Origin of the sequence: Dactylosporangium sp. CA-139066, from assembly GCF_050936175.1 — a bacterium.
In the GTDB taxonomy this organism is placed as follows: domain Bacteria; phylum Actinomycetota; class Actinomycetes; order Mycobacteriales; family Micromonosporaceae; genus Dactylosporangium.
The window spans coordinates 5,502,724-5,525,124 of sequence record NZ_JBNJNH010000001.1 but is presented as its reverse complement, the minus strand read 5'-3'; the positions used below and the strand labels follow the sequence as shown (position 1 = coordinate 5,525,124).

The following is a 22,401-nucleotide window of genomic DNA, read 5'->3' as shown; positions in this document are numbered from 1 at the left end:
CCAGCCGGATCCGCCACGCTCGGCCATCACTGACTTCCCTTGACCCAAGGGCGCCTCCTGTCACCGGGAGGTGACCTCAGGTATGTCCGACAACCGGTCCGACTCCACCGCACTGCGCCAGCACACCGCGGAAACGCACCCCTACCTGCAGCGACGCAACGGCATCGACTTCGCCGTCGCCGACCTGTCGCTCGCCGCGGCCGGCCGCACCCAGATCCGCCTCGCCGAACACGAGATGCCGGGCCTGATGGCGACCCGCCGCGAGTACGCCGCAGCCCAGCCGCTGCGCGGCGCCCGCATCGCCGGCAGCCTGCACATGACGGTGCAGACCGCGGTCCTCATCGAGACCCTCGTCGCGCTCGGCGCGCAGGTCCGCTGGGTGTCGTGCAACATCTTCTCCACCCAGGACGAGGCCGCCGCCGCGGTCGTCGTCGGCCCGCACGGCACCGCCGAGTCCCCGGCCGGCACCCCGGTGTTCGCCTGGAAGGGCGAGACGCTGCAGGAGTACTGGTGGTGCACCGACCAGCTGTTCCAGTTCCCCGGCGACAACGGCGAGATCCTCGGCCCGAACATGATCGTCGACGACGGCGGCGACGCCACCCTGCTCGTCCACAAGGGCGCCGAGTTCGAGACCACGGGCCGGGTGCCGCAGGCCGGCGAGGGCGACGACGCGGAGTACCGGATCATCCTGGAAACCCTCGCGGCGAGCCTGCAGCGGGATCCGCAGCGGTTCACCCGCATCGCCGCCGGCATCCGCGGCGTCACCGAGGAGACCACCAACGGCGTGAAGCGCCTCTACAAGCTCGCCGACGCCGGCGAGCTGCTGTTCCCGGCGATCAACGTCAACGATTCCGTGACGAAGTCGAAGTTCGACAACACGTACGGTATCCGGCACTCCCTCCTCGACGGCCTGAACCGGGCCACGGACGTCATGCTGGCCGGCAAGCTCGCCGTCGTCTGCGGCTACGGCGACGTCGGCAAGGGCGCCGCGGAGGCGCTGCGCGGCATGGGCGCCCGGGTCGTCGTCACCGAGATCGACCCGATCTGCGCGCTGCAGGCCGCGATGCACGGCCTGCCCGTCGTCCGCCTCGACGACGTCATCACCGACGGTGACGTCTTCATCACCACCACCGGGAACAAGGGGATCATCTCGGCCGAGCAGCTGGCACGGATGAAGCACAACGCGATCGTCGGCAACGTCGGCCACTTCGACAACGAGATCGACATGGCCGGCCTGGCCGCCATCCCCGGCATCACCAAGACCGAGGTCAAGCCGCAGGTCCACGAGTGGACGTTCGCCGACGGCCACGCGATCATCGTGCTGTCCGAGGGCCGCCTGCTCAACCTCGGCAACGCCACCGGCCACCCGAGCTTCGTCATGTCCAACTCGTTCACCAACCAGACGATCGCCCAGATCGAGCTGTACACGAAGCCCGACGCGTACGCCCGCCAGGTGTACCGACTGCCGAAACACCTCGACGAGAAGGTCGCCGCGCTGCACCTGGACGCGCTCGGCGTACGCCTGACCGAGCTCACGAAGGAACAGGCCGAGTACATCGGCGTCGACGTCGCCGGCCCCTACAAGCCGGAGCACTACCGCTACTGAGCGCAGCCACCGCGGCCGGCCCCGGGACGTCCCGGGGCCGGTTCCGCGCCTGGCGATGAATCCGGGGTCCGCCGCTCGTCACAGCACCGACGACTCCCCTGCGACGGAAGGTGCCCACCGATGGCGACCATCCTGTACTCGGCGACCATGTCCCTGGACGGCTTCATCGCCGGCCCCGGCGGCGACATGGGCTGGCTCACCCCGCACATCGCCCCCAACCAGCTCGTCGACGACCTGATCCCGCGGATCGGGGCGCTGATCGTCGGCAACCGCACGTACGGCGGCGACGACCCCCACAAGGGCACCGACCGCGCCGGCAAGCCGTTCGGCGGCGGCTGGGACGGCCCCCAGTTCGTCGTCACCCACCACCCTCGCCCGTCCGGCGACGGCATCACGTTCGTCCCGGACGTCCCCACGGCGCTGCGCGAGGCGACAGCCGCCGCCGGCGACGGCTACGTCAACGTCCTCGGCGCCGACATCGCCCGCCAGTGCCTGGAGGCCGGGGCGCTGGATGAGGTGCTCGCGCTGGTCGCGCCGGTGATGCTCGGCTCGGGCACGCCCCTGTTCGACCGGCCGTCAGGCCCGCCGGTGCGCATGGAACGCTTGCACGTGAGCCACACCGCGCTGGCGGTCAACATCTGGATGCGGATTATCAAATAACTGCAATCCGATAATCGTAATTCGATAATTCCGTGCCCCCGGCCACCGGTCGGCTGGCGGCCGCGCCTGCACACGTCCGCGCCGCCCGCTGCTCGCCGCCGCCGGTCGGGGCGCCCGTCGGCGGGTCTTCCGGCGCGGGCGATCGCGACGCGCTGGCGCTGCCCGCCGGACAGCTCGTGCGGGAACTGGTCGCCGGCGTCGCGCACCGCGGATGCCCAGATCGGCGGGCCTCTGGGCAGCGGGCGTCTTGGATGGTCCGGCGGCTGACGGTTCCCGGATTGTGCGCGGCGCCAATCTCGGCCGACCGACATGGACCTCAGGGCCGACGGCTTGCACGGCGCTGCCGGCCGCCGGGTAGCCGTCAGAGGCATGGCTGGCGTGGCTTCGGCGCGAGGCGTGACCAGATCCAGCCTGACTACTGTTGGTGATTGGACGTCCGACGCAGCGTAAACCGGTAGCTCGGCTCCGGCCGGGCGGCGTAGAAACTGCGGAGTGTTCAAGATCCTGCGCAAGCCGTACGCGGCCGGGTTGTCGGCCATGAACCTGCTCGTGCGGCTCGCGGGTGGAGCCGTCGCGCTCGCGCTCGTGCTGTTCACGCAGGAGACCCGCGGCTCGTTCGCGGCCGCGGGGCTCGTCGCCGGATGCTTCGCCGTCGGTACCGCCGGCGGCGCACCCGTCACCGGACGGCTCGTCGACCGGATCGGCGCCACCCGGGTCCTGCTCGGCACCGCCGGCGTCCACGCCGCGGCGCTGGGGACGATCGCCGCCCTGCCGCGCGCGCCGCTCGGCGTGGTCGCCGCCGTTGCCGTCCTCGCCGGACTGGCCCGGCCGCCGGTCGGGGCGTGGATGCGCGGGATCTGGGTGGCGATCCTCGAGGACGAGCGGGAGCGGCGGGCGTCGTACCGCTTCGAAAGCGCACTACTGGAAATCGGCTTCATCGCCGGGCCCCTGGTCGCCGGGCTTGTCGCGGCGCTCGGCCGGCCCGCCCTCGGCCTGGTCCTCACCGCCGCGGTCGCCGGCGCCGCCACGGTCGTCTTCGCACTCCTGCCGCCGGCTCGGACAGCCGCCCAAAGCGCTGGCCCAAACGCCAACCGGAGTGCCAGCCACAGCGCGGGCGCAGGTGCTGGCGGAAGCGTCGGCCGAAGCGCTGGCGGAAGCGCTGGCGGAAGCGCTGGCGGAAGCGCTGGCGGAAGCGCTGGCGGAAGCGCTGGCGGAAGCGTCGGCCGAAGCGCTGGCCGAATCGTCGGCCGGGCCGAGCGTGCAGGGGCCGGCACGGAGGGTCGAGCGCGGGTGGACGTGCTCGGGGCATTGCGAGCTCCGGCCATCCGGACACTCGTCGTGTCGCGGACCGCACTCGGGGTGACACTCGGGGCGCTGCAGGTTGCGGCTGCCGGGTACGCCGCCGCGCAGGGGCGGGCCGGGTTCGCCGGGGTGCTGCTCGGGGCGTGCGCGTTCGGGAGCCTGCTGGGCGCCGCAGTGCTGCGGCTGCGACCGCTCGTGCTCATCGGCGTGATGGGGGTGGCGCTGCTGCCGCTGTTGCTGCCGGTCGGGCTGTGGTGGCTGGCCGTGATGTTCGTGGTGGCGGGCACGCCCGTGGCGCCGTTGAACGCGGTCGCCTACGAGGTGACCGAGCGCGGGGCCCTCCCGGGGACGGTCACCGAGGCGCGGATGTGGACCAGCACGGCGACCATGGCCGGCAACGCCCTCGGTACCGCCGTCGCCGGCGTCGCGATCGAACACGGATCCGCCCGGGCCGCGGTCCTCGTCGGGATGCTTGGCGTCGCGGCCGCGTTCGTCGCCGACGCAGCCGGCAAGACCGACACGGCCGGCGACCACAATGCCGCCGGCAGCAACGTCGACACGGCCGGCAACGTCGACGCGGCCGGCAAGGCCGACACGGCCGGCGACCACAATGCCGCCGGCGGCAACGTCGACTCGACCGGCGACCAGAACGCCGCCGGCGGCCACAATGCCGCCGCTGACAAAGGTGCAGCCGACAACGCCGGCGACGCCGACCAGGACGTGGTCGTCGGCTCACGGGGGCCGGCGGTCAGCGGCGCTGCCACACCTCGGCGTCGGCCGTCCAACGCAGGGTGATGACGGCCTGCAGGACCAGGCCGCCGGACAGGGCCGGCGTCACGTACAGCTCGTCGGCGAGGGAGCGGATGATGTGCAGGCCCCGCCCGTGCTCGTCCAGGACCGCGTCGAGCAGCGGGTCGGCCGCCCCCATCGGGGTCCGGGCGGCAGGAACCGGCGACTCCGGCAGCGACCCGCCGGCCGTCGCCGCCTCCGCGGCCGACGGCACAGCACCGCCCGAGTCGCCGCCGCCAACTGCATCAGCAGCCCCAGCGGCCTCATCGGTCCCAGCGGTCCCACCAACCCCAGCAGCGCTATTACCCGCGGCGGGGTCACCAACCCAGGCGGCGCCACGAGAACCCGCGGCGTCGCCGACACCGGGGACGTCAACCATCCCGGCAGCGCCGCCGACGCCGGACGACACGCCTTCCGCGGGACGCGAATCGGACGACGGAAGCCGCGCCTCCGGCACGGGCGGCGAAGCCGCGGACAGCAGCGACGCCGCAGAAGACGCGACCGAGCGCCGCGCCGCCGGAGCGGGAGCCGGAGCCGGGCGGGCCGCCGACCCGGCGGGGACAAGACGCGACGCGTCGACGACCGGGCCGGCGTTGATCACGTGGATGACGCAACGCTCGCCGGAGACCTCGATCGTGATCTGGTAGTCGTCGATCTGCAGGGCGTGCTCGATGACGTTCGCACAGGCCTCCGTCAGGATCAGGCCGATGTCGTCGCGGCAGCCGCCGGCCACGCCCAGCGTGTGCAGGGCCTGGTCGAGCAGGCGGCGGACCAGCGGTACCGTCGCCGCGTCGCGCGGAAGGTGCAGCGCCAGGCGCAGCGCGATCGACAACGGGCCAACCCCAATCCGGAACATCCCTAACACACGGTCCCGCATCGGAACCTACCCGCAAACCGCCATCCTCATCCCAGGTGGGTGAGGGTCAGCGCCGAGCAAACGGGAAAGCCCACCAGCGTGCGCCGCACCGTGTGGATTCTCGCCTTCGCCGCCGGCTACGTCGACGGGCTCGCGCTGCTGTACCTCGGCGGCATCTTCGCCAGCGTCGTCACCGGCAACCTCGTCCTCATCGGCGTCGCGGCCGCCACCGACCCGCACCACCTCACCGGCGCCGCCGTCCGCGCGGCACTCGCCGTCGCCGTCTACACCGCCACGGTCATCCTCGCCCGCCGCATCCCACCCGCCCGCTGCCTCGTCGCCGAACTCGCCGCCCTGTGCACCCTCTGTGGCGGCTGGGTCATCGCCCGTCACGACCCGCACGGCGCCACCCAGCTGCCGCTGCTCGCCCTCGCCACCATCGCCACCGCGCTGCAGGCCGCAGCCCTGCGCGACACCGACACCCCCACCACGTACCTCACCGGCACCCTCACCCGCCTCGCCCAGGGCAAAGCCCGCCTCGCCACCGACGGGCCACCGCTCATCGCCATCCCCGCCGGAGCCGCCGGCGCCGCCGTCCTGCTCGACCACGTACCCTGGCTCGGGCCGCTGCCCGCCGTCGCCCTCACCGCCGCCGCCTGCGTCGTACACGCCGTACCCCCACGGCCACCCCGCCCACCGGCAACCGCCCCCCAGCCGGCAGCCGCCTACACCCCGTAGCATTACCCCAATGGGGATGGTGCACACCGTCGGGCTGGTCCTCCACCCACGCCGCGACTCCAAACCGGCCATCGACGCCATCATCGACTGGGCCAGAGCCCGCGAAGCCACCGTCCTCGGCCTGCCCGACGAGGTCGACCGCATCGACTGCACCGCCGTCGCCGTCAACGCCGACGAGCTCGTCGGCCGCGCCTCACTCGTCGTCAGCCTCGGCGGCGACGGCACCATGCTGCGCAGCATGCGCCTGCTGTCCGGCAAACCGACCCCCGTCCTCGGCGTCAACCTCGGCCGCCTCGGATTCCTCGCCGAAATCGGCGTCGACGAACTCCCCGAGGCCCTGTCCGCGATCGACGCCCACCGGTTCACCGTCGAACCCCGCATGGCCGTGCGCACCCAGCTGCCCGACGGCACCAACGTCACGGCGTTCAACGACATAGCCCTCGTCCGTACCCCGGGACACGGCCTCGCCGCCATCGCGATCTCGATGCAGGGCTACCCCTTCGTCCGGTACTCCGCCGACGCCCTCATCGTCGCCACCTCCACCGGCTCCACCGCCTACAGCTTCTCCGCCGGCGGCCCGATCGTCTCCCCCACCGTCGAAGGCATCCTCGTCGTCCCCGCCGCCGCCCACTCCGCGTTCAACCGCGCCCTCGTCCTGTCCCCCAACGAGGACCTCGACCTGGAGCTCCTGCCGGCCAGCGGCCGCCTCGTCGTCGAGGTCGACGGCGAGGTACTCGGCGAGCTCAACCCCGGCGACACCCTCACCGTCTCCGCCGCCCCCGCCGCCGCGAAGGTCGTCCGCCTCGGCTACACCACGTTCTACGAGCGCGCCCGCCGCAAGCTCCAGGTCAACGGCAGCCTCGAGGTCGAACTCCCGCTCAGCTGAAAACCCGGGCATAACCGAAAAATCCGATATATCCGCTCACGCAGTGGGCGGATATATCGGACGAACGCCGCGAAGCGCACCGTCCAGCGGCGCCGCGGATGAGCGCAGAGGCGGCCAGCAGACCACGAGCCACGCGGGCGGGTGCCGGTGGACACGCGCGGACAGCGTCGCAGCGCACCGCCGGCCCGCTTCCGCGCTCGGCGCTCCGCGCGTGCCAGGACAGGCACGACCGGGCGACAAGCGACCGGCGAGCAGCGGCCCGATCCAGGGTGCCGAGTCGAGCACGAGGGATTGGTGGCGAAGGACGGCTCGAAGACGCGAACTCGAGCCACCGCGCAAAGCCACGCCACCCCGCCAGCGACAAGGCCCCACGACAACCAGCACCGAACAGCGGCCGGCGCACAAACACGCCGGCCGCAGCACCACCAGACCGGCTAACTGTGGGAACGCTCCGGCAGACCAGGCACCCGCAGCAACGCCTCATCGGCGTAACACCACACCCAGTCCTCACCCGGCTCGAACGACTGCACCAGCGGATGACCCGCACCATGGAAATGCGCGGTCGCATGCTTCGCCGGCGACGAATCGCAGCAACCCACATGCCCACACGTCAGACACAACCGAAGATGCACCCAACGGCCACCGGCCGCCAGACAATCCTCACAACCATCCGCCGACGGCTCCACCGCCGCGATCTCATCAACATGCGCACACGCAATGCTCACAACACCACCGTACCCACAACCACATTCGGCGACCGCCCACCCGCGTGGTTGGATTAATACCATGGCCAAGCCAGCGATCTTGACCGTCGACGACGACCCCGCCGTCTCCCGCGCCGTCGCCCGCGACCTGCGCCGACAATACGGCGAGGACTACCGCATCGTCCGCGCGGACTCCGGCCACGAAGCCCTCGAAACCCTCAAAGAACTCAAACTCCGCGGCGAACAGGTCGCCGTCCTCCTCGCCGACTACCGCATGCCCGCCATGAACGGCCTGCAGTTCCTCGAAGCCGCCATGGACCTCTACCCCCGCGCCCGCCGCATCCTCCTCACCGCATACGCCGACACCGACGCCGCCATCCAGGCCATCAACATCGTCGACCTCGACCACTACCTCCTCAAACCCTGGCACCCACCAGAAGAGAAGCTCTACCCCGTCATCGACGCCATGCTCGACGCCTGGAAAGCCGCACCCGACCAACCCTCCGCCGACGTCAAAATCGTCGGCCACCGCTGGTCCGCACCATCGTTCAAAGTCCGCGACTTCCTCGCCCGCAACATGATCTCCTACCGCTGGTACACCACCGACGACGCCGAAGGCCAACGCCTCCTCACCGCCGCCGGCGTCAACCCCACCGAAGTACCCCTCGTCATCACCACCGAAGGCAAAGTCCTCGTCAACCCCACCGAAACCGAACTCGCCAACCACGTCGGCCTCACCACCACCCCCACCACCGACTTCTACGACCTCGTCGTCGTCGGCGGCGGACCCGCCGGCCTCGGCGCCGCCGTCTACGGCGCCAGCGAAGGACTCCGCACCGTCCTGCTCGAACAACGCGCCACCGGCGGCCAAGCCGGCCAATCCAGCCGCATCGAAAACTACCTAGGCTTCCCCGACGGCGTATCCGGCGCCCAACTCACCGACCGCGCCCGCCGCCAAGCCGTCAAATTCGGCGCCGAACTCCTCACCGCCTGCCGCGCCACCCGCCTCGACATCCAAGGCAACACCCGCGTCCTGCACTTCGAAGACGGCACCACCATCGCCGCACACGCCGTCATCCTCGCCACCGGCGTCTCCTACCGCCGCCTCACCGCACCCGGCCTCGCCGACCTCCACGGCCGCGGCGTCTACTACGGCAGCGCCGCCACCGAAGCCCCCAGCTGCACCGACCAGGACGTCTACATCGTCGGCGGCGCCAACTCCGCCGGCCAGGCCGCCATGTTCTTCTCCCGCTACGCCCGCAACGTCCACCTCGTCATCCGCGCCCCCAACCTCAACGCCTCCATGTCCCAATACCTCATCGACCAGATCGCCGCCGTCCCCACCATCACCATCCACCCCTGCACCGAAGTCGCCGCCGCCCACGGCGACGAACACCTCGAACACCTCGAACTACGCCCCGTCGACGGCGGACCCACCCGCACCGTCAACGCCTCCTGGCTGTTCATCTTCATCGGCGCCGAACCCCGCACCGACTGGCTCGACGGCACCGTCCAACGCGACCACCGCGGCTTCGTCCTCACCGGCCCCGACCTGCTCACCGGCGACGGCCCACCACCCGGCTGGCTCCTGCAACGCGACCCCTACCACCTCGAATCCTCCGTCCCCGGCGTCTTCGCCGCCGGCGACGTCCGCGCCGACTCCGTCAAACGCGTCGCCTCCGCCGTCGGCGAGGGCGCGATGGCCGTCTCACTAGTCCACCGCTACCTCGTGGAGCGCCAATGACCACCACCGAAACCGCCGGACGCCGCCTCAGCACAGACGAACTGCGCCAACTCTTCCTCTTCGAACAACTCGACGACACCCAGCTCGACTGGATCGCCACCCGCGGCTGGGCCGTCACCCGCCCCGCCGGCGACACCGTCTACACCGAAGGCGAACCCGCCACCTGCTTCGTCGTCCTGCTCTCCGGCACCATCTCCCTCAGCCGCAACATCCGCGGCGACGACGTCGAATTCTCCCGCACCGACCAGAAAGGCGTCTACGGCGGCGCCACCCAGGCCTACCTCGGCGACCAGGTCCCCCAGCTCTACAACAACACCATGCACGCCATCACCGACGCCGAGGTCTACGAACTACCCGCCGCCGAATTCGGCCCCACCATCCGCCAATGGTTCCCCATGGCCATGCACCTGCTCGAAGGCCTCTTCTTCGGCATGCGCAGCAGCAACAACGCCGTCGCCGAACGCGAACGCCTCCTCGCCCTCGGCTCCCTGTCCGCCGGCCTCACCCACGAACTCAACAACCCCGCCGCCGCCGCCGTACGCGCCACCGCCGTCCTCCGCGACAAGATCGCCGGCATGCGGCACAAGCTCGCGCTCATCGCCGACGGCCGCCTCAACGGCGAACAGCTCCACGGCCTCGTCGAGCTCCAGGAAGCCGCCGTCAAGAAGGCCGCCAACGCGCCCAAACGCACCGCCCTGGAAACCTCCGACGCCGAGGACGCCGTCGGCGACTGGCTCGACGACCACGACGTCAGCAGCGCCTGGGACCTCGCACCCACCCTCGTCGCCGGCGGCGTCGACACCGCCTGGCTGCAGGACATCGCCGACGGCATCGGCGACCTCGACCTCGAACCCGCCGTGCGCTGGCTGTCCTACACCATCGAAACCGAACTGCTCATGGGCGAGATCGACGACGCCGTCGCCCGCATCTCCGGCCTCGTCAGCGCCGCCAAGCAGTACTCCCAGCTCGACCGCGGCCCGTTCCAGATCGTCGACGTCCACGAGCTGCTCGACGCGACCCTCATCATGCTCAACGCCAAGATCCCGCAGGGCATCCGCGTCGTCACCCACTACGACCGCGACCTGCCGACCATCCCCGCCTACGCGGCCGAGCTCAACCAGGTGTGGACCAACCTCATCGACAACGCCGTCTCCGCCATGCAGGGCACCGGCACCCTCACCATCACCACGCGGCTCGACGACACCGACTGCCTGGCCGTCGACATCACCGACACCGGCACCGGCATCCCGCCCGAGGTCCGCCCCCGCATCTTCGAACCGTTCTTCACCACGAAGCCCGTCGGCGAAGGCACCGGCCTCGGCCTCGACATCAGCTACCGCATCGTCGTCAAGAAGCACCACGGCGACATCCGCGTGTCCTCCGAGCCCGGCAGCACCACCTTCACCGTCCTGCTCCCCCTTCACGAAGCCGTCTGAGCCGCTTTTGTAGGCGTAGTTCGGCGCGAAGCGCCGATCGTACTGGTGTTTGCGTGCCGTCAGGCACGCTGCCTAAGGCATCCTAGGATGCTAGGAAAACACTAGTCCGGCAGGAGCGGGACCGTCGGGCCCTGGCGGCGGCCGAGCATGGACGCGCGCGTGAGCGCCGCCGAGCCGAAGCGGTTGCGGACCTGGTCCATCGCCGAGTCCAGCTCCGCGCCGGACGTGACGTCGAACGGCAGCTCCAGCTGCCGCGAACCGTCGTCGTCGAGGTTCGCCACCGCGATGCCGACCAGGGTCAGGCCGCGGTTGGCGATGTCGGACACCGATGCGGCGTGCAGCCGGTGTACCGCATCCAGGAGCGTCTGCGTGTGCGACGTCGGCCGGGACAGGGTGTGCGAGCGGGTGGCCCGCGTGAAGTCGCCGAAGCGCAGCCGCAGCACCACGGTGCGGCCCGTGCGGCCGGCCGAGCGCATCCGGCGGGAGACGCGGTCGACGAGGTCGGCCAGGACCGCCTCGACGAACGGGCGCGGATGCGGGCCGCGGCCAAGGGCGCGCTGCGCGCCGATCGAGCGGCGCCGGCGGCCGACGACGACCTTGCGCGGGTCGCGGTTGTGGGCCAGCGCGTCGAGGTGGCGGCCCTGCCCCTCCCCGAGCATCGAGATCAGCGTGGCCTGGCCGAGGCGGGCGACCTGCCCGACGGTCGTGACCCGGTGCGCGTGCAGCTTCGCCGCGGTGACCGTCCCGACGCCCCACAGCCGCTCGACCGGCAGCCGGTGCAGGAACCGCAACTCCTCCTCCGGCGGCACGAGCAGCAGCCCGTCGGGCTTGGCGACGCCGCTGGCCACCTTCGCCAGGAACTTCGTGCGGGCCACGCCGACCGTGATGGCCAGGCCGACCTCGGCGCGGACCCGGGCCCGCAGCCGCTCGGCGATGCCGACCGGGGCGCCGGCGATGCGGTACAGCCCGCCCACGTCCAGGAACGCCTCGTCGATCGACAGGCCCTCCACGACCGGGGTCGTGTCGCGGAAGATCTCGAAGACGGCCTTCGACGCCGCCGAGTACGCCGACATCCGCGGCGGCACCACCACCGCCTCCGGGCACAGCGCCCGCGCCTGCCGGCCGCCCATCGCGGTGCGCACCCCGCGGCGCTTCGCCTCGTAGCTGCACGCCAGCACGACGCCCCCGCCCACGATGACCGGTCGGCCGCGCAGGCGGGGGTCGTCACGCTGCTCGACGGAGGCGTAGAACGCGTCGAGGTCAGCGTGCAGGATGTTGGCACCACCGCCCGGCACGAACATATGTTCGCATAGGGCGCGGTGAGCTGGGAATACTAGGCGCGCAACGAGCGGATCGTGTCGCGGTACCAGTGCGCCGAGCGCTTCGGGGTGCGCTCCTGCGTGTCGTAGTCGACCCGCACGATGCCGAAGCGCTTGTCGTAGCCGTACGCCCACTCGAAGTTGTCCATCAGCGACCACGCGAAGTAGCCGCGGATGTCGGCGCCCTGCTGGCGGGCCAGCGCGACGGCGCCGATGTGGGAGTCGAAGTACGCCACCCGGTTCTCGTCGTCGACGTAGCCCGTCTCGTCGGGCTCGTCGTCGAACGCCGAGCCGTTCTCGGTGACGTAGATCGGCAGGCGGTAGTCGTGGTACAGCCGCGTCAGCAGCTGCGTGAAGCCCTCGGGGACGATCTCCCAGCCCATCGCGGTGATCGGCCGGCCGGTCGGGATGACCCGGGTGACGGGCAGCCCGTCGCCGTCGGTGTCGTTGCCGTCCTCGTCGACGCCGGAGACCGTTTCGGAGAAGTAGTAGTTGACGCCGAGCACGTCCAGCGGGGTGCTGATGACCTCGAGGTCGCCGTCCTGCACGGGCAGCGTGATGCCGCGGCGGGCCAGGTCCTCGACGAGGTCCTGCGGGTAGCGGCCGTGCACGAGCGGGTCGAGGTAGATGCGGGTGCCCAGCGCGTCGGAGCGGCGGGCGGCGTCGCGGTCGGCGGCCGAGTCGGTCTGCGGGGTCGACACGCCCATGTTGAGGGTGATGCCGAACTCGTGCCGGGCCCGCCCTTCGGCGTCCTGGCTGGCCGCGCGCATCCGCTGGGTGGCCAGGCCGTGGCCGAGCAGCAGGTGGTGGACCGCGTGCATGCTGGCGGCGAAGTCGCGCCGGCCGGGGGCGTGGGCGCCGTAGGCGTAGCCGAGCATCGCCGAGCACCACGGCTCGTTGAGCGTCGTCCACGTCTTGATGCGGTCCTGCAGCGCGTCGAAGACCATCATGCTGTAGTCGGCGAAGCGGTAGGCGGTGTCGCGCGCCGGCCAGCCGCCGGCGTCCTCGAGCTCCTGGGGCAGGTCCCAGTGGTACAGCGTCACCCACGGCTCGATGCCGTTGGCGAGCAGCTCGTCGGTGAGGCGGTCGTAGAAGCCGATGCCCTCGGGGTTGACCGGGCCCCGGCCGCGCGGCTGCACGCGCGGCCAGGCCACGGAGAAGCGGTACAGGTCGACGCCGAGGTCCCGGATGAGCGCCACGTCCTGGGGCATGCGGTGGTAGTGGTCGCACGCGACCTCACCGGTGTCGCCCTTGTCGATGGCGTCGGGGACCTCGCAGAAGGTGTCCCAGATGGACCGGGTGCGCCCGCCCTCGTCGACCGCGCCCTCGATCTGGTAGGCCGAGGTCGCCACACCCCAGCGGAACGAGGGCGGGAGCGTGGCGATCGGGTTCGCAAGATCGAGGGGGGTCGCGGTCGTGTCCATGGTTCTCCTGGTGTGCGGTGATTGATGATGCGGCGGCGCGGGGCTATCCGGCGGTGACCGGATGCAGCCAGCACGCCACCGAACGGGCGGCGCCGACGTGGTCGTCGGGCTTGCCCAGGACCGGGATCTCCTTGTCGCACGGCTCGAAGCGCTTCGGGCAGCGCGGGTGGAACGCGCACCCGGACGGCATGCCGCGCAGGTCCGGCGGGGAGCCGGGGATGCCGGCCAGCTCTCGCCGGGCGCCGCGCAGCGCCGGGAACGAGCGCAGCAGGCCGACGCTGTACGGGTGCAGCGGGTCGCGGTAGATGTCGGCGGACGGGGCCTCCTCGACGATCCGCCCGCCGTACATGATCGCGATCCGGTCGCTGAACTCGACGAGCAGCGACAGGTCGTGGGTGATGAACAGCACCGAGAAGCCCAGCCGCTCGCGCAGCTCGACGAGCTGGCCGAGGATCTGGCGCTGCATGACGACGTCGAGCGCGGTCGTCGGCTCGTCCATGATGACCAGCTGCGGCTCCAGCGCCAGCGCCATGCCGATCATGACGCGCTGGCGCATGCCGCCGGAGAGCTGGTGCGGGTACGACTCGAGGCGGTCCTCGGCGATGCCGACCAGGCGCAGCATCTCCTTGGCCCGGTCGAGCCGGGCGGCCTTGGACAGGCCCGGCTCGTGCGCCTTGATCGCGTCCATCATCTGGATGTCGATCTTGTGTACCGGGTTGAGCGAGTTCATCGCGCCCTGGAACACGATCGACGTCTCCGCCCAGCGGAACTTGCGCAGTTCCGCGTGGGAGAGGCTGAGCACGTCGAACGGGTCGCCCGTCGGCGGGTGGTAGGTGACCTGGCCGCCGGCCACGACACCGGGCGGCGGCAGCAGCCGGGTGACGCCGTAGGCCAGGGTCGACTTGCCGCTGCCGCTCTCCCCGGCGAGGCCGACGACCTCGCCGCGGTGGATGGTGAGGTTCACGTCGCGCACCGCGTGGACCGCCTCGTCGCCGAGGCCGTAGTCGACGTTGAGGTTTTTGATCTCCAGCAGCGGCCTGGTGAGGACCTGGGTCATCGCTCGGCACCGTCTTTCATCTGGATGTTCCCGGTCGGCTCGACGGGCCGGATCACGGGGGTGAAGCCGACCTTCATCCGGACCCGCTCGCCGGTGCTGGTGCGCTTCGGGCCCTGCCCGGAGGTACGCAGCCGCGGGCTGACGAACTCGTCGATGCCGAAGTTCACCAGGCTCAGCGCGGTGCCGAGGATGGCGATGGCCAGGCCCGCGGGGACGAACCACCACCAGGCGCCCTGCGCGAGGGCCTGCTGGCCCTGCGCCCAGAACAGGATGGTGCCCCAGTTCCACGACGACACCGAGGAGATGCCGATGAACGCGAGCGTGATCTCCGACAGCACCGCGTAGATGACGGTGCCGATGAAGCCGGAGGCGATGATCGCGGTCAGGTTCGGCAGGATCTCGAAGAAGATGATCCGCCACGTCTTCTCGCCGGTGGCGCGGGCCGCGTCGACGTAGTCGCGGCGGCGCAGGGACAGTGTCTGCGCGCGCAGCACCCGTGACCCCCACGACCAGCTCGTCAACCCGATGACCAGGGCGACGGTGAGGTCGTTGACGTGCGGCAGCGACGTGCAGATGATGATGATCAGCAGCAGGCCGGGGATGACCAGGAACACGTTGGACAGCACGGAGAGGATCTCGTCGGCGATGCCGCCGAGGTAGCCGGCGGTGACACCGACGAGGACCGACAGGATCGTGGCGACGATCCCGGCGACCGCGCCGACGAACACGACGCTGCGGGTGCCGGCCAGCAGCTGGCTGAAGATGTCCTGGCCCAGGTGCGTGGTGCCGAACCAGTGCTTCGCCGACGGCGCCTGGATCACCTCCGAGGTGATCTTGTCCGGGTCGTATGGCGCGACCCACGGGCCGATGATCGCGAACAGCACGTAGATGGCGAGAATGACCAGCCCGGTGGCGGACTTGCCGTTGGCGATGAACCGGAACCGCTTGCGCTTGGCCTTCTTGCCCGCCGGCGCGGCGTCCGGCTGGGCCATCGCGCCCTGCCCGGGGATGACCTGCTCGATGCTCGAGGGGGTGGCGGTCATCGCTCAGCCTGCCTTTCGGGTGCGCGGGTCCAGCAGCGTGTAGGCCACGTCCGCGAGCAGGTTGGCGACCAGCACCGAGATGGTGATGACCAGGAAGATGCCCTGCATCAGCGGGTAGTCGTGGGCGCCGACGGCCTGGAAGAGCTGGTAGCCGACGCCGGGGTAGGAGAACACGATCTCCACCAGCAGGGTGCCGCCGACGATGAAGCCCAGCGAGAGCGCGAACGCGGAGATGTTGGGCAGCAGGGCGTTGCGGGCGGCGTAGCTGAAGGCGACGCGCCGCTCCGACAGGCCCTTGGCGTGGGCGACGGTGATGTAGTCCTCGGCCGACACCGTCACCATCATGTTGCGCATGCCGAGGATCCAGCCGCTCATCGACGACAGCAGGATCGTGCACGCCGGCAGCACGCTGTGGTTGATCGCCGAGCCGATGAAGGTGCCGTCCAGGTACGGCACCAGGCCCGGGGTGTAGCCGCCGGACGACGGGAAGAAGCTGCCCGGCCCGGTGAACACGGCGATGAAGACGAGGCCGAGCCAGAAGTACGGCACCGACGACAGGAACGTCGTGGCCGGCAGCAGGCCGTCGATCCAGGTGCCGCGCCGCCAGCCGGCGCCGATGCCCAGCGTCGTGCCGATCGCGAAGCTCAGCACGGTGGTGATGCCGACCAGGCCGATCGTCCACGGCAGGCTCGACTTGATGACCTCGCCGACCGTCGACGGGAAGAAGTTGAAGGACAGGCCGAGGTCGCCGTGCAGCAGCTGGTTCCAGTAGTCGAGGTACTGCTGCCAGAGGCTCTGTTCCTTGTCCATGCCGAACAGCACCCGCAGCGACTGGATCGCGTCGGAGGACACCGCGCCCTGGTTGCGGGCCAGGAACGAGCTGATCGGGTCGCCCGGGATCATCCGCGGGATGAAGAAGTTGATCGTGATCGCGGCCCAGGCCGTGAACAGGTAGAACGCGAGGCGTTGCAGAATGAACTTCATCGTGCCTCCTCCGGCAGGTGCAGCGCCGGCGGCGTGGGGATCGACGGGTCGGCGGCCGAGCCGACGCCTTCCTTGGCGACCGTCTCTGCGTCGTAGAGCCAGCAGGCCGCCCAGTGGCCGGGCTCGCCACCGACGTCCAGGCGCGGCGGGAGGTCGACGGTGCACCGCTTCATCGCGTGCGGGCAGCGGGGGTGGAACCGGCAGCCGGACGGGGGCCGGATCAGGCTCGGCGGCTCGCCGTTGCCCCGGTCCTTGGCCGACGCGTCGGCGATGCCGGCGATGCGGTCGGGGTCCGGCGCGGACTCGATGAGCAGCCGGGTGTAGGGGTGCGCGGGGTTCTGCGTGACCGACTCGCTGTCGCCGCCCTCGACCATGCGCCCGGCGTACATCACCATCGTCTCGTCGGCGAAGTACCGCGCCGAGGCGATGTCGTGCGTGATGTACAGGATGGCGAGGTTGAGCCGCTCCTTGAGGTCGCGCAGCAGGTTGAGGATGCCCAGGCGGATCGACACGTCGAGCATCGACACCGGCTCGTCGGCCAGCAGCGCCTCGGGGTCGGCGCCGAGGGCGCGGGCGATCGCCACGCGCTGGCGCTGCCCGCCGGACAGCTCGTGCGGGAACTTGTCGATGTAGCGCTCGGGCGGCGTCAGCGCCACCCGGGTCAGCAGCGCGGCGAGGGCGGCCTCGAGCTCCTCGGCCGACTTGCCGGCGTTGCCGTGGATCTTCAGCGCCCGGGTCAGGTGGTAGCGGACGGTGTGCACCGGGTTGAGCGAGCCGAACGGGTCCTGGAAGATGAGCTGGACGCGGCTGACGTACTCACGGAACCGGCGCCCGCCGTGAACCTTCGTCGTCTGACCGTGCAGGCGCAGGTCACCGCCGGTGCGGGGGTAGAGCTGCGCGAAGAGCCGGGCGACGGTCGACTTTCCGGAGCCGGACTCGCCCACCAGTGCGGTGACCCTGCCGCGGCGCAGGGTGAGGGAAACGTCGTCGACCGCGTGCACGACGGCTCGCTTGCCGGTGAAGATGTCGCTCAGCTTCCGCCGGACGGGGAAGTGCTTGGTCAGGCCCTCGGCCTCCAGCACCACCTCGCCGACCGGCGCCGCCGGGCTCTCGCTCAACGTCATTGCCGATGGTCCTGTCTCAAGGGTGTCGTGTCCTCATGGGGTACCGCTCCCCGGACGGCGGCGCAAGCGGCCGTCCGGGGAGCGGTGTCAGAACATTTCCGAGCCGGTCAGGAGCCGGACGGCTTGAGGTGCAGGATGACGTCCAGGGCGTTGGCCTGGGTCGGCTGGGCCGCGCCGTACGGGTTGGCGTCGTCCGGCCAGCCCGTCCAGTTCTTGGCGCTGTACGCGGCACCGATGTTGTCGGCACCGACCGGGATCATCGGGGCCTGCTCGACGAAGATCTTCTGCAGCGTGGCGAGCGCGGTCTTGCGGGCCGCGTCGTCCGTGGCGGCCGCGTAGGCGCGCAGCGCCGCGGTGGCCTCCTTGCTGTCGAAGCGGCCGAAGTTCGCGGCCGGGGAGGCGGTGCCGATCGGCTTGAGCTGGTCGCCGTCCATCACCGTGCGGTAGATGTCGTACGGGGTCGAGCCGCCGTCGGTCCAGCGGAACGCGGCGTCGAACTGGCCGGCCTCGACGTTCTTGAACCACGCGTCCTGGTTGGCCTTGTCGACCGTGGCCTGGATGCCGATCTGGGCCAGGTTGGCCTTCACGATCTCCAGCGAGGTCTGGTAGTCCGACCAACCGGCCGGGTCGGTGAGCGTCAGGGTGACCGCCTTGCCCGACGGGTCCTTGAGCGTGTTGCCGTCGAGCTTGTAGCCGGCGCCGGTGAGCAGGGCCTTCGCGCCCTCGACGTCGATCTTGTAGTCCTTGCCCTTGTACTCGTCGGAGACGTAGGCGTCACCGGCGGGCGAGGGCAGGCCCGTCACGCTCTTGACCAGCGGGTGGAAGTAGCCGGCCTCGGCGGTGTTGAAGATGTCGTCGCGGTTGATGACCATGCCCATCGCGACGCGCAGCTTCGGGTCGTTGAACGGGGCCTTGGTGGTGTTGATGTACAGGCCGTGGATGCCCAGGACCGGCGGCGCCCAGATCTTGTGGTTCGCGGCGTCCTTGTCGATGAAGACCGTCTTCACGTTGGGGATGAAGACGAAGCTCCACTCGCACTCGCCGTTGGCCAGGGCCGTGGTCTGCGCGTTGTTGTCGGCGTAGGACGTGTACCGCAGCTCCTTGACCTGCGGCAGCGTCTGCCAGTAGCCCTTGTCGCGGACCGTCAGGGTCGTGGTCTGCGGGGTGAAGGACTTCAGCGTGTACGGCCCGGAGCCGATCGGGTTCTTGTTGGCCTCGGTCTTGGGGTCGGCGACCTTCTCCCAGATGTGCTTGGGCACGATCGGGATCTGCGCGATGGCCTTCTGCTGGCTGACGAACTGCGGGGTCTTGAACGTGATGGTCACGTCCGAGCCGCTGACCGTCGCGTCGGCGATCGGCACGCCGCCGGAGTTGAGGGCCTCGTTGTCACGGACCAGCTTGTACGTGTACGCGACGTCGTCGGCGGTGACCTTCTCGCCGTCGGACCATGTGGCGTTGTCGCGGATGGAGACGACGACGGAGGTGTAGTCCTTGTTCCACTCCGCCTTGGTCGCCAGCCACGGCTTCATCGGGTCCGCCGGCTTGACCGGGTTCCACATCATGAGCGGCTCGTAGATCACCCAGCGGTAGCCGTCCTTGGCGCCCGCCGAGGTGGTGAGGAACGGGTTCTCGTTCTCGGTGAGCGGGCCGTTGGGCATGCCGACGGTCAGCACCGTCGTCTTGGCAGCACCATTGTCCTTGTTCTGGTTCGGCGAGTCGCCGCACGCAGCCAGGGTCGTCGACGTGGCCAGCAAACCGGCCATGCCGAGCAGAACGGAGCGTCTGGTCAACACGGGGGTGTCTCCTTTGGTACCTGCATCGAGAGGACGGTGCCTGCATCGATAGGTGGGGCGGACAGTTACACATCTCGGGTATGACGACGGGACCTTTGCGGCCGGTCCCGCCCAGTGGTGCGGCGTGACGAAACTTCAGGTGTTGCGCTCGGGCTGCGCCGGCACGGTCGAGCCGCGCACGACGAGCGTGGTGGACAGAATGTTCGGCTCCGCCGTGAGCGGCGTGCCGTCGAAATGGGCGATGAGCCGTCGGGCCGCCATCTCGCCCATCTGGCGCATGGGCTGGCGGACCGTGGTCAGCGGCGGCTCGGTGTGCGCCGACTGCAGGATGTCGTCGAAGCCCACCAGGGCCACGTCCTGCGGCACCGAGCGGCCCGCGATGCGCAGCGCCTGCAGGGCGCCGGCGGCGGACAGGTCGTTGTGCGCGAACACGGCGTCGAACTGCAGCCCGTCGTCCAGCGCCCGCTGGACGGAGACCGCGCCGCATTCGTAGGTGAAGTCCCCCTCGATGACGAGCCGGGGGTCGATCGGCGCGCCGGCCGCCGCGAACACGTCCGCGAAGCCGCCGAGCCGGTCCTGTGTGCAGCCGAACTTCTCGGAGCCGGTGATGACCAGGGGCCGCCGCCGGCCGATCTCCACGAGGTGCCGGGCGGCGAGCGAGCCGCCCGCCCGGTTGGTGGTCGCCACCGACGGCATCAGCGGCTTGTCGCCGCGATCGTCGATGAGCACCACCGGCAGCCCGCCGGCGTACAGATCGGCGAGATAGTCCAGCGTCCCCTCGGGCTCGATGGCCAGCAGGCCGTCGAACGCCTTGCCGGAGACCTGCGCGGAGAACTGCCGCATGGACTCGGCGCCGCGGTTGCACGTGAACAGCAGCAACCCGTATCCCTCCGACTCCACGACGTCCACCGCGCCCTGCACGACCTCACCCATCCATGGCCAGGTCAGCGACGGCACGAGCATCCCGATGACCCGGGTGTGCCCCCGGGCCAGGTTGACCGCCCGCGCGCTGGGCACGTAGCCCAGCTCGTCGATGACCGTGCGAACCCGTGCCGCGGTCGCCTCGTCGACCTCTCCTTTGCCGTTGAGCACCCGCGAGACGGTGGTCTTGCTGACCCCCGCTCGTGCCGCGACATCGGCGATGGTTATCGGCACGCCGCGATCCTTCCGGTGAGAGCGCTTTCTGGCAAGAGAGCGTGTTCTGGAACCGGTTCCGCAACCGGTTCCGGCACACTTAATCGGATCGCGGACAGTGGTGTCAATAACACGGATGTAACGAAACTTAACGACCCGGCAACCCTTGCCATCGCCCTGCGCCATGGTGTTTGCTCGGGATCACCGTCAATGCGCTTGCGGCCGCACCGGCGGCCCAAGCGTGACCATGGCGGTAGCGCTCCCATGGAGCGCTCTCACTGGTTTCAGGACAGCTTCAGTGAGCTGCTGGAACCGCCCACGAGCCCGGATCGCACCCGCAGCTCGGTGAACTTCAGCCCCGCCGGCACGTCGTAGACGAGCGTGCCCTGCACCGTCTCCCCCGGCCCGATGTCGTTGGCCAGCGGCCGGGTCTTGTCGTAGTACAGCAGCGACCACGCATCCGGGTCGTACTCCGTGCCGCCGGAGTCGCGCAGCTTCTGGTTGCCGATCCACAGCCGGCCCTTGCTGTCGCCGGTGTTCTCCACCTTCAGGTCGACCAGGCAGAACTGGCCGCCCTTCGGCTTCTGCATCAGCGGCCAGTCGCCGACCTCCTTCACCCCGCACGAGAACCTCACGACCGAGAAGCGCAGCTTCCCGTCGGTCACCGTCGGGCTCGGCTTCGGCGACGGCTTCGGCGGAGGCGACGACGCCGGCGCGGGCCGGTCGCCGGCCTGCGCGCCGCGGCCCGCGCTCTCGGCCAGCTTCAGCCCGCCCAGCAGGCAGGCCAGCAGCGCCGCCAAGGCCACGACGGTGGCGACGCCCCGCCCGACCCGGCGCGGGCGCCGCCGCGGCGGCGGTGGAGGCGGCGGCAACGGCGCCGGGTGCCGCCCGGCCGGGTCGACCCGTGTCCCCGGGACCGGGGCGGCGAAACGCTGCGTCGGCGGCGACACCGCCGCCGCACCCCTCGCGAACGATGCCGGCGCCCGGCCCACCGGACGCACCGTCGCGGCGACCTGCGCGGCCGCCGGATCGTCCTGGCCGACGAGGGCCAGCAGCACCTGACGGGCCGTGGGCCGGCGGTCCGGGTCCTCGTGCAGCGCCCGGCGCACGACCCCGGCCAGCGACGCGTCGAGGCCGTCGAGGCCGGTCGTGCCCTCCGGCACCGGCATGCGGCCCGTGCCCGCCCAGGCGACGAGCAGCCCCCACGCGTACACGTCGGTGGCCTGGCTCGGCGGCCACCCGCGCACCTGCTCCGGCGCCAGCCAGCCCGGCGTGCCGAAGTTCGGGCCGTGGCCCGCACCGCCCTGCCCGAGCAGCCGGGCCACCCCGAAGTCGACGACCTTCGGCCCGAACGGCGACAGCAGCACGTTACGGGGGCTCAGGTCGGCATGCACCAGCCCGACCGCGTGGATGGCCGTCAGCGCCGCCGCCACCCCGACCGCGACCGCCTCCACCTGACCGGCCAGCGGCCCGTTCGCGGTCGCGTAGTCGTGCAGCGACGGGCCCATCACGTACTCGGTGACCAGATGCGGCACCGGCCCGTCCAGGTCGACGTCCAGGACCCGCGCGGTGCAGAACCCGGCGACCCGCGACGCCGCGGCCGCCTCGGCGGCGAAGCGGTGCCGGAACATCGGGTCGCCGTGCAACGCCGGGTTGATGACCTTCAGCGCCACCCGGCGGCCGTCGGGCGCCTCCGCCAGATACACGGTGCCCATCCCGCCGACCCCGAGCACGCCGAGCAGCCGGTACGACCCGACCGCGGCCGGGTCGCCGGCGCGCAGCGGCGCGGGCGGGTCCCCCAT

The 22,401-nt window shown here is 70.9% G+C and carries 18 protein-coding genes; 7 read left to right on the top strand and 11 right to left on the bottom strand.

Translation table 11 applies throughout. The features are described from left to right. Positions 1 to 82: 82 nt before the first annotated feature. The 3 genes from ahcY to ACQEVU_RS25280 all read left to right on the top strand — a co-directional run bounded on the left by ahcY (position 83) and on the right by ACQEVU_RS25280 (position 4,363). Positions 83 to 1,606 carry an adenosylhomocysteinase gene (ahcY, locus tag ACQEVU_RS25290; RefSeq protein WP_433327611.1) on the top strand — a complete coding sequence of 508 codons (1,524 nt, stop codon included), beginning with the start codon at positions 83 to 85 and terminating at the stop codon, positions 1,604 to 1,606. Between the two features lie 120 nt (positions 1,607 to 1,726). Continuing rightward, a complete protein-coding gene (locus tag ACQEVU_RS25285) occupies positions 1,727 to 2,266 on the top strand; it encodes a dihydrofolate reductase family protein (RefSeq protein ID WP_433327609.1) in 540 nt (179 codons plus the stop codon). 492 nt (positions 2,267 to 2,758) lie between these two features. Beyond that, the gene (locus ACQEVU_RS25280; RefSeq protein ID WP_433327607.1) at positions 2,759 to 4,363 is read left to right on the top strand and encodes an MFS transporter; all 1,605 of its coding nucleotides are present in this window, start codon (positions 2,759 to 2,761) and stop codon (positions 4,361 to 4,363) included. Here ACQEVU_RS25280 and ACQEVU_RS25275 read toward each other — a convergent pair. Next, on the bottom strand, positions 4,317 to 5,189 hold the full coding sequence (locus ACQEVU_RS25275; RefSeq protein ID WP_433327605.1) for an ATP-binding protein: 873 nt from the start codon (positions 5,187 to 5,189) through the stop codon (positions 4,317 to 4,319). The two genes, ACQEVU_RS25280 and ACQEVU_RS25275, sit on opposite strands and share 47 nt — an antisense overlap. 123 nt (positions 5,190 to 5,312) lie before the next feature. Here ACQEVU_RS25275 and ACQEVU_RS25270 point away from each other — a divergent pair, with 123 nt between their 5' ends. Together ACQEVU_RS25270 and ACQEVU_RS25265 are read left to right on the top strand one after the other, a co-directional pair. Beyond that, positions 5,313 to 5,951 (top strand): YoaK family protein, encoded by a 639-nt coding sequence (locus ACQEVU_RS25270; RefSeq protein ID WP_433327603.1) that lies wholly within the window; start codon positions 5,313 to 5,315, stop codon positions 5,949 to 5,951. Positions 5,952 to 5,961: 10 nt separating this feature from the next. Beyond that, complete coding sequence (locus tag ACQEVU_RS25265) at positions 5,962 to 6,837, top strand: NAD(+)/NADH kinase (RefSeq protein ID WP_433327601.1); 876 nt, start codon at positions 5,962 to 5,964, stop codon at positions 6,835 to 6,837. Between the two features lie 434 nt (positions 6,838 to 7,271). Here ACQEVU_RS25265 and ACQEVU_RS25260 read toward each other — a convergent pair whose 3' ends face one another. Further along, positions 7,272 to 7,625, bottom strand: coding sequence for a ubiquitin carboxyl-terminal hydrolase 14 (locus ACQEVU_RS25260; protein ID WP_433335066.1), 354 nt, complete (start codon positions 7,623 to 7,625; stop codon positions 7,272 to 7,274). Between ACQEVU_RS25260 and ACQEVU_RS25255 the strand changes: the two genes are divergently transcribed. Together ACQEVU_RS25255 and ACQEVU_RS25250 are read left to right on the top strand one after the other, a co-directional pair. Next, positions 7,624 to 9,285 (top strand): FAD-dependent oxidoreductase, encoded by a 1,662-nt coding sequence (locus ACQEVU_RS25255; RefSeq protein ID WP_433327599.1) that lies wholly within the window; start codon positions 7,624 to 7,626, stop codon positions 9,283 to 9,285. The two genes, ACQEVU_RS25260 and ACQEVU_RS25255, sit on opposite strands and share 2 nt — an antisense overlap. Then, positions 9,282 to 10,721, top strand: coding sequence for an ATP-binding protein (locus ACQEVU_RS25250; RefSeq protein WP_433327597.1), 1,440 nt, complete (start codon positions 9,282 to 9,284; stop codon positions 10,719 to 10,721). Before ACQEVU_RS25255 ends, ACQEVU_RS25250 begins: the two co-directional genes overlap by 4 nt. A 101-nt stretch (positions 10,722 to 10,822) precedes the next feature. Here ACQEVU_RS25250 and dinB read toward each other — a convergent pair whose 3' ends face one another. From dinB to ACQEVU_RS25205, 9 genes are all read right to left on the bottom strand, one after another. Further along, the gene (gene dinB / locus ACQEVU_RS25245; protein ID WP_433327595.1) at positions 10,823 to 12,022 is read right to left on the bottom strand and encodes a DNA polymerase IV; all 1,200 of its coding nucleotides are present in this window, start codon (positions 12,020 to 12,022) and stop codon (positions 10,823 to 10,825) included. 32 nt (positions 12,023 to 12,054) lie between these two features. Continuing rightward, positions 12,055 to 13,464 (bottom strand): GH1 family beta-glucosidase, encoded by a 1,410-nt coding sequence (locus tag ACQEVU_RS25240; RefSeq protein WP_433327593.1) that lies wholly within the window; start codon positions 13,462 to 13,464, stop codon positions 12,055 to 12,057. Between the two features lie 43 nt (positions 13,465 to 13,507). Further along, complete coding sequence (locus ACQEVU_RS25235) at positions 13,508 to 14,521, bottom strand: ABC transporter ATP-binding protein (RefSeq protein WP_433327591.1); 1,014 nt, start codon at positions 14,519 to 14,521, stop codon at positions 13,508 to 13,510. Then, entirely contained in the window at positions 14,518 to 15,564 is a 1,047-nt protein-coding gene (locus ACQEVU_RS25230; protein WP_433327589.1) for an ABC transporter permease, read from the bottom strand. The genes ACQEVU_RS25235 and ACQEVU_RS25230 overlap by 4 nt, the downstream gene beginning before the upstream one ends. A 3-nt stretch (positions 15,565 to 15,567) precedes the next feature. Beyond that, complete coding sequence (locus tag ACQEVU_RS25225) at positions 15,568 to 16,548, bottom strand: ABC transporter permease (protein ID WP_433327587.1); 981 nt, start codon at positions 16,546 to 16,548, stop codon at positions 15,568 to 15,570. Further along, positions 16,545 to 17,672 carry an ABC transporter ATP-binding protein gene (locus ACQEVU_RS25220; RefSeq protein ID WP_433327585.1) on the bottom strand — a complete coding sequence of 376 codons (1,128 nt, stop codon included), beginning with the start codon at positions 17,670 to 17,672 and terminating at the stop codon, positions 16,545 to 16,547. The genes ACQEVU_RS25225 and ACQEVU_RS25220 overlap by 4 nt, the downstream gene beginning before the upstream one ends. Positions 17,673 to 17,779: 107 nt before the next feature. Then, a complete protein-coding gene (locus ACQEVU_RS25215) occupies positions 17,780 to 19,435 on the bottom strand; it encodes an ABC transporter substrate-binding protein (RefSeq protein ID WP_433335064.1) in 1,656 nt (551 codons plus the stop codon). A 165-nt stretch (positions 19,436 to 19,600) separates the two neighbouring features. Beyond that, entirely contained in the window at positions 19,601 to 20,620 is a 1,020-nt protein-coding gene (locus ACQEVU_RS25210; RefSeq protein ID WP_433327583.1) for a LacI family DNA-binding transcriptional regulator, read from the bottom strand. A gap of 263 nt (positions 20,621 to 20,883) precedes the next feature. After that, a complete protein-coding gene (locus tag ACQEVU_RS25205) occupies positions 20,884 to 22,401 on the bottom strand; it encodes a protein kinase domain-containing protein (protein WP_433327581.1) in 1,518 nt (505 codons plus the stop codon).

Bases quoted from the DNA above. Each gene is read 5' to 3' on its own strand.
- ACQEVU_RS25205 (WP_433327581.1), bottom strand. From the start codon at position 22,401: ATGGGGGACCCGCCCGCGCCGCTGCGCGCCGGCGACCCGGCCGCGGTC.
- ACQEVU_RS25250 (WP_433327597.1), top strand. From the start codon at position 9,282: ATGACCACCACCGAAACCGCCGGACGCCGCCTCAGCACAGACGAACTG.
- ahcY (WP_433327611.1), top strand. From the start codon at position 83: ATGTCCGACAACCGGTCCGACTCCACCGCACTGCGCCAGCACACCGCG.
- ACQEVU_RS25225 (WP_433327587.1), bottom strand. From the start codon at position 16,548: ATGAAGTTCATTCTGCAACGCCTCGCGTTCTACCTGTTCACGGCCTGG.
- ACQEVU_RS25240 (WP_433327593.1), bottom strand. From the start codon at position 13,464: ATGGACACGACCGCGACCCCCCTCGATCTTGCGAACCCGATCGCCACG.
- ACQEVU_RS25215 (WP_433335064.1), bottom strand. From the start codon at position 19,435: ATGGCCGGTTTGCTGGCCACGTCGACGACCCTGGCTGCGTGCGGCGAC.
- ACQEVU_RS25255 (WP_433327599.1), top strand. From the start codon at position 7,624: ATGGCCAAGCCAGCGATCTTGACCGTCGACGACGACCCCGCCGTCTCC.
- dinB (WP_433327595.1), bottom strand. From the start codon at position 12,022: ATGTTCGTGCCGGGCGGTGGTGCCAACATCCTGCACGCTGACCTCGAC.
- ACQEVU_RS25235 (WP_433327591.1), bottom strand. From the start codon at position 14,521: ATGACCCAGGTCCTCACCAGGCCGCTGCTGGAGATCAAAAACCTCAAC.
- ACQEVU_RS25265 (WP_433327601.1), top strand. From the start codon at position 5,962: ATGGGGATGGTGCACACCGTCGGGCTGGTCCTCCACCCACGCCGCGAC.
- ACQEVU_RS25260 (WP_433335066.1), bottom strand. From the start codon at position 7,625: ATGGTATTAATCCAACCACGCGGGTGGGCGGTCGCCGAATGTGGTTGT.
- ACQEVU_RS25285 (WP_433327609.1), top strand. From the start codon at position 1,727: ATGGCGACCATCCTGTACTCGGCGACCATGTCCCTGGACGGCTTCATC.
- ACQEVU_RS25220 (WP_433327585.1), bottom strand. From the start codon at position 17,672: ATGACGTTGAGCGAGAGCCCGGCGGCGCCGGTCGGCGAGGTGGTGCTG.
- ACQEVU_RS25230 (WP_433327589.1), bottom strand. From the start codon at position 15,564: ATGACCGCCACCCCCTCGAGCATCGAGCAGGTCATCCCCGGGCAGGGC.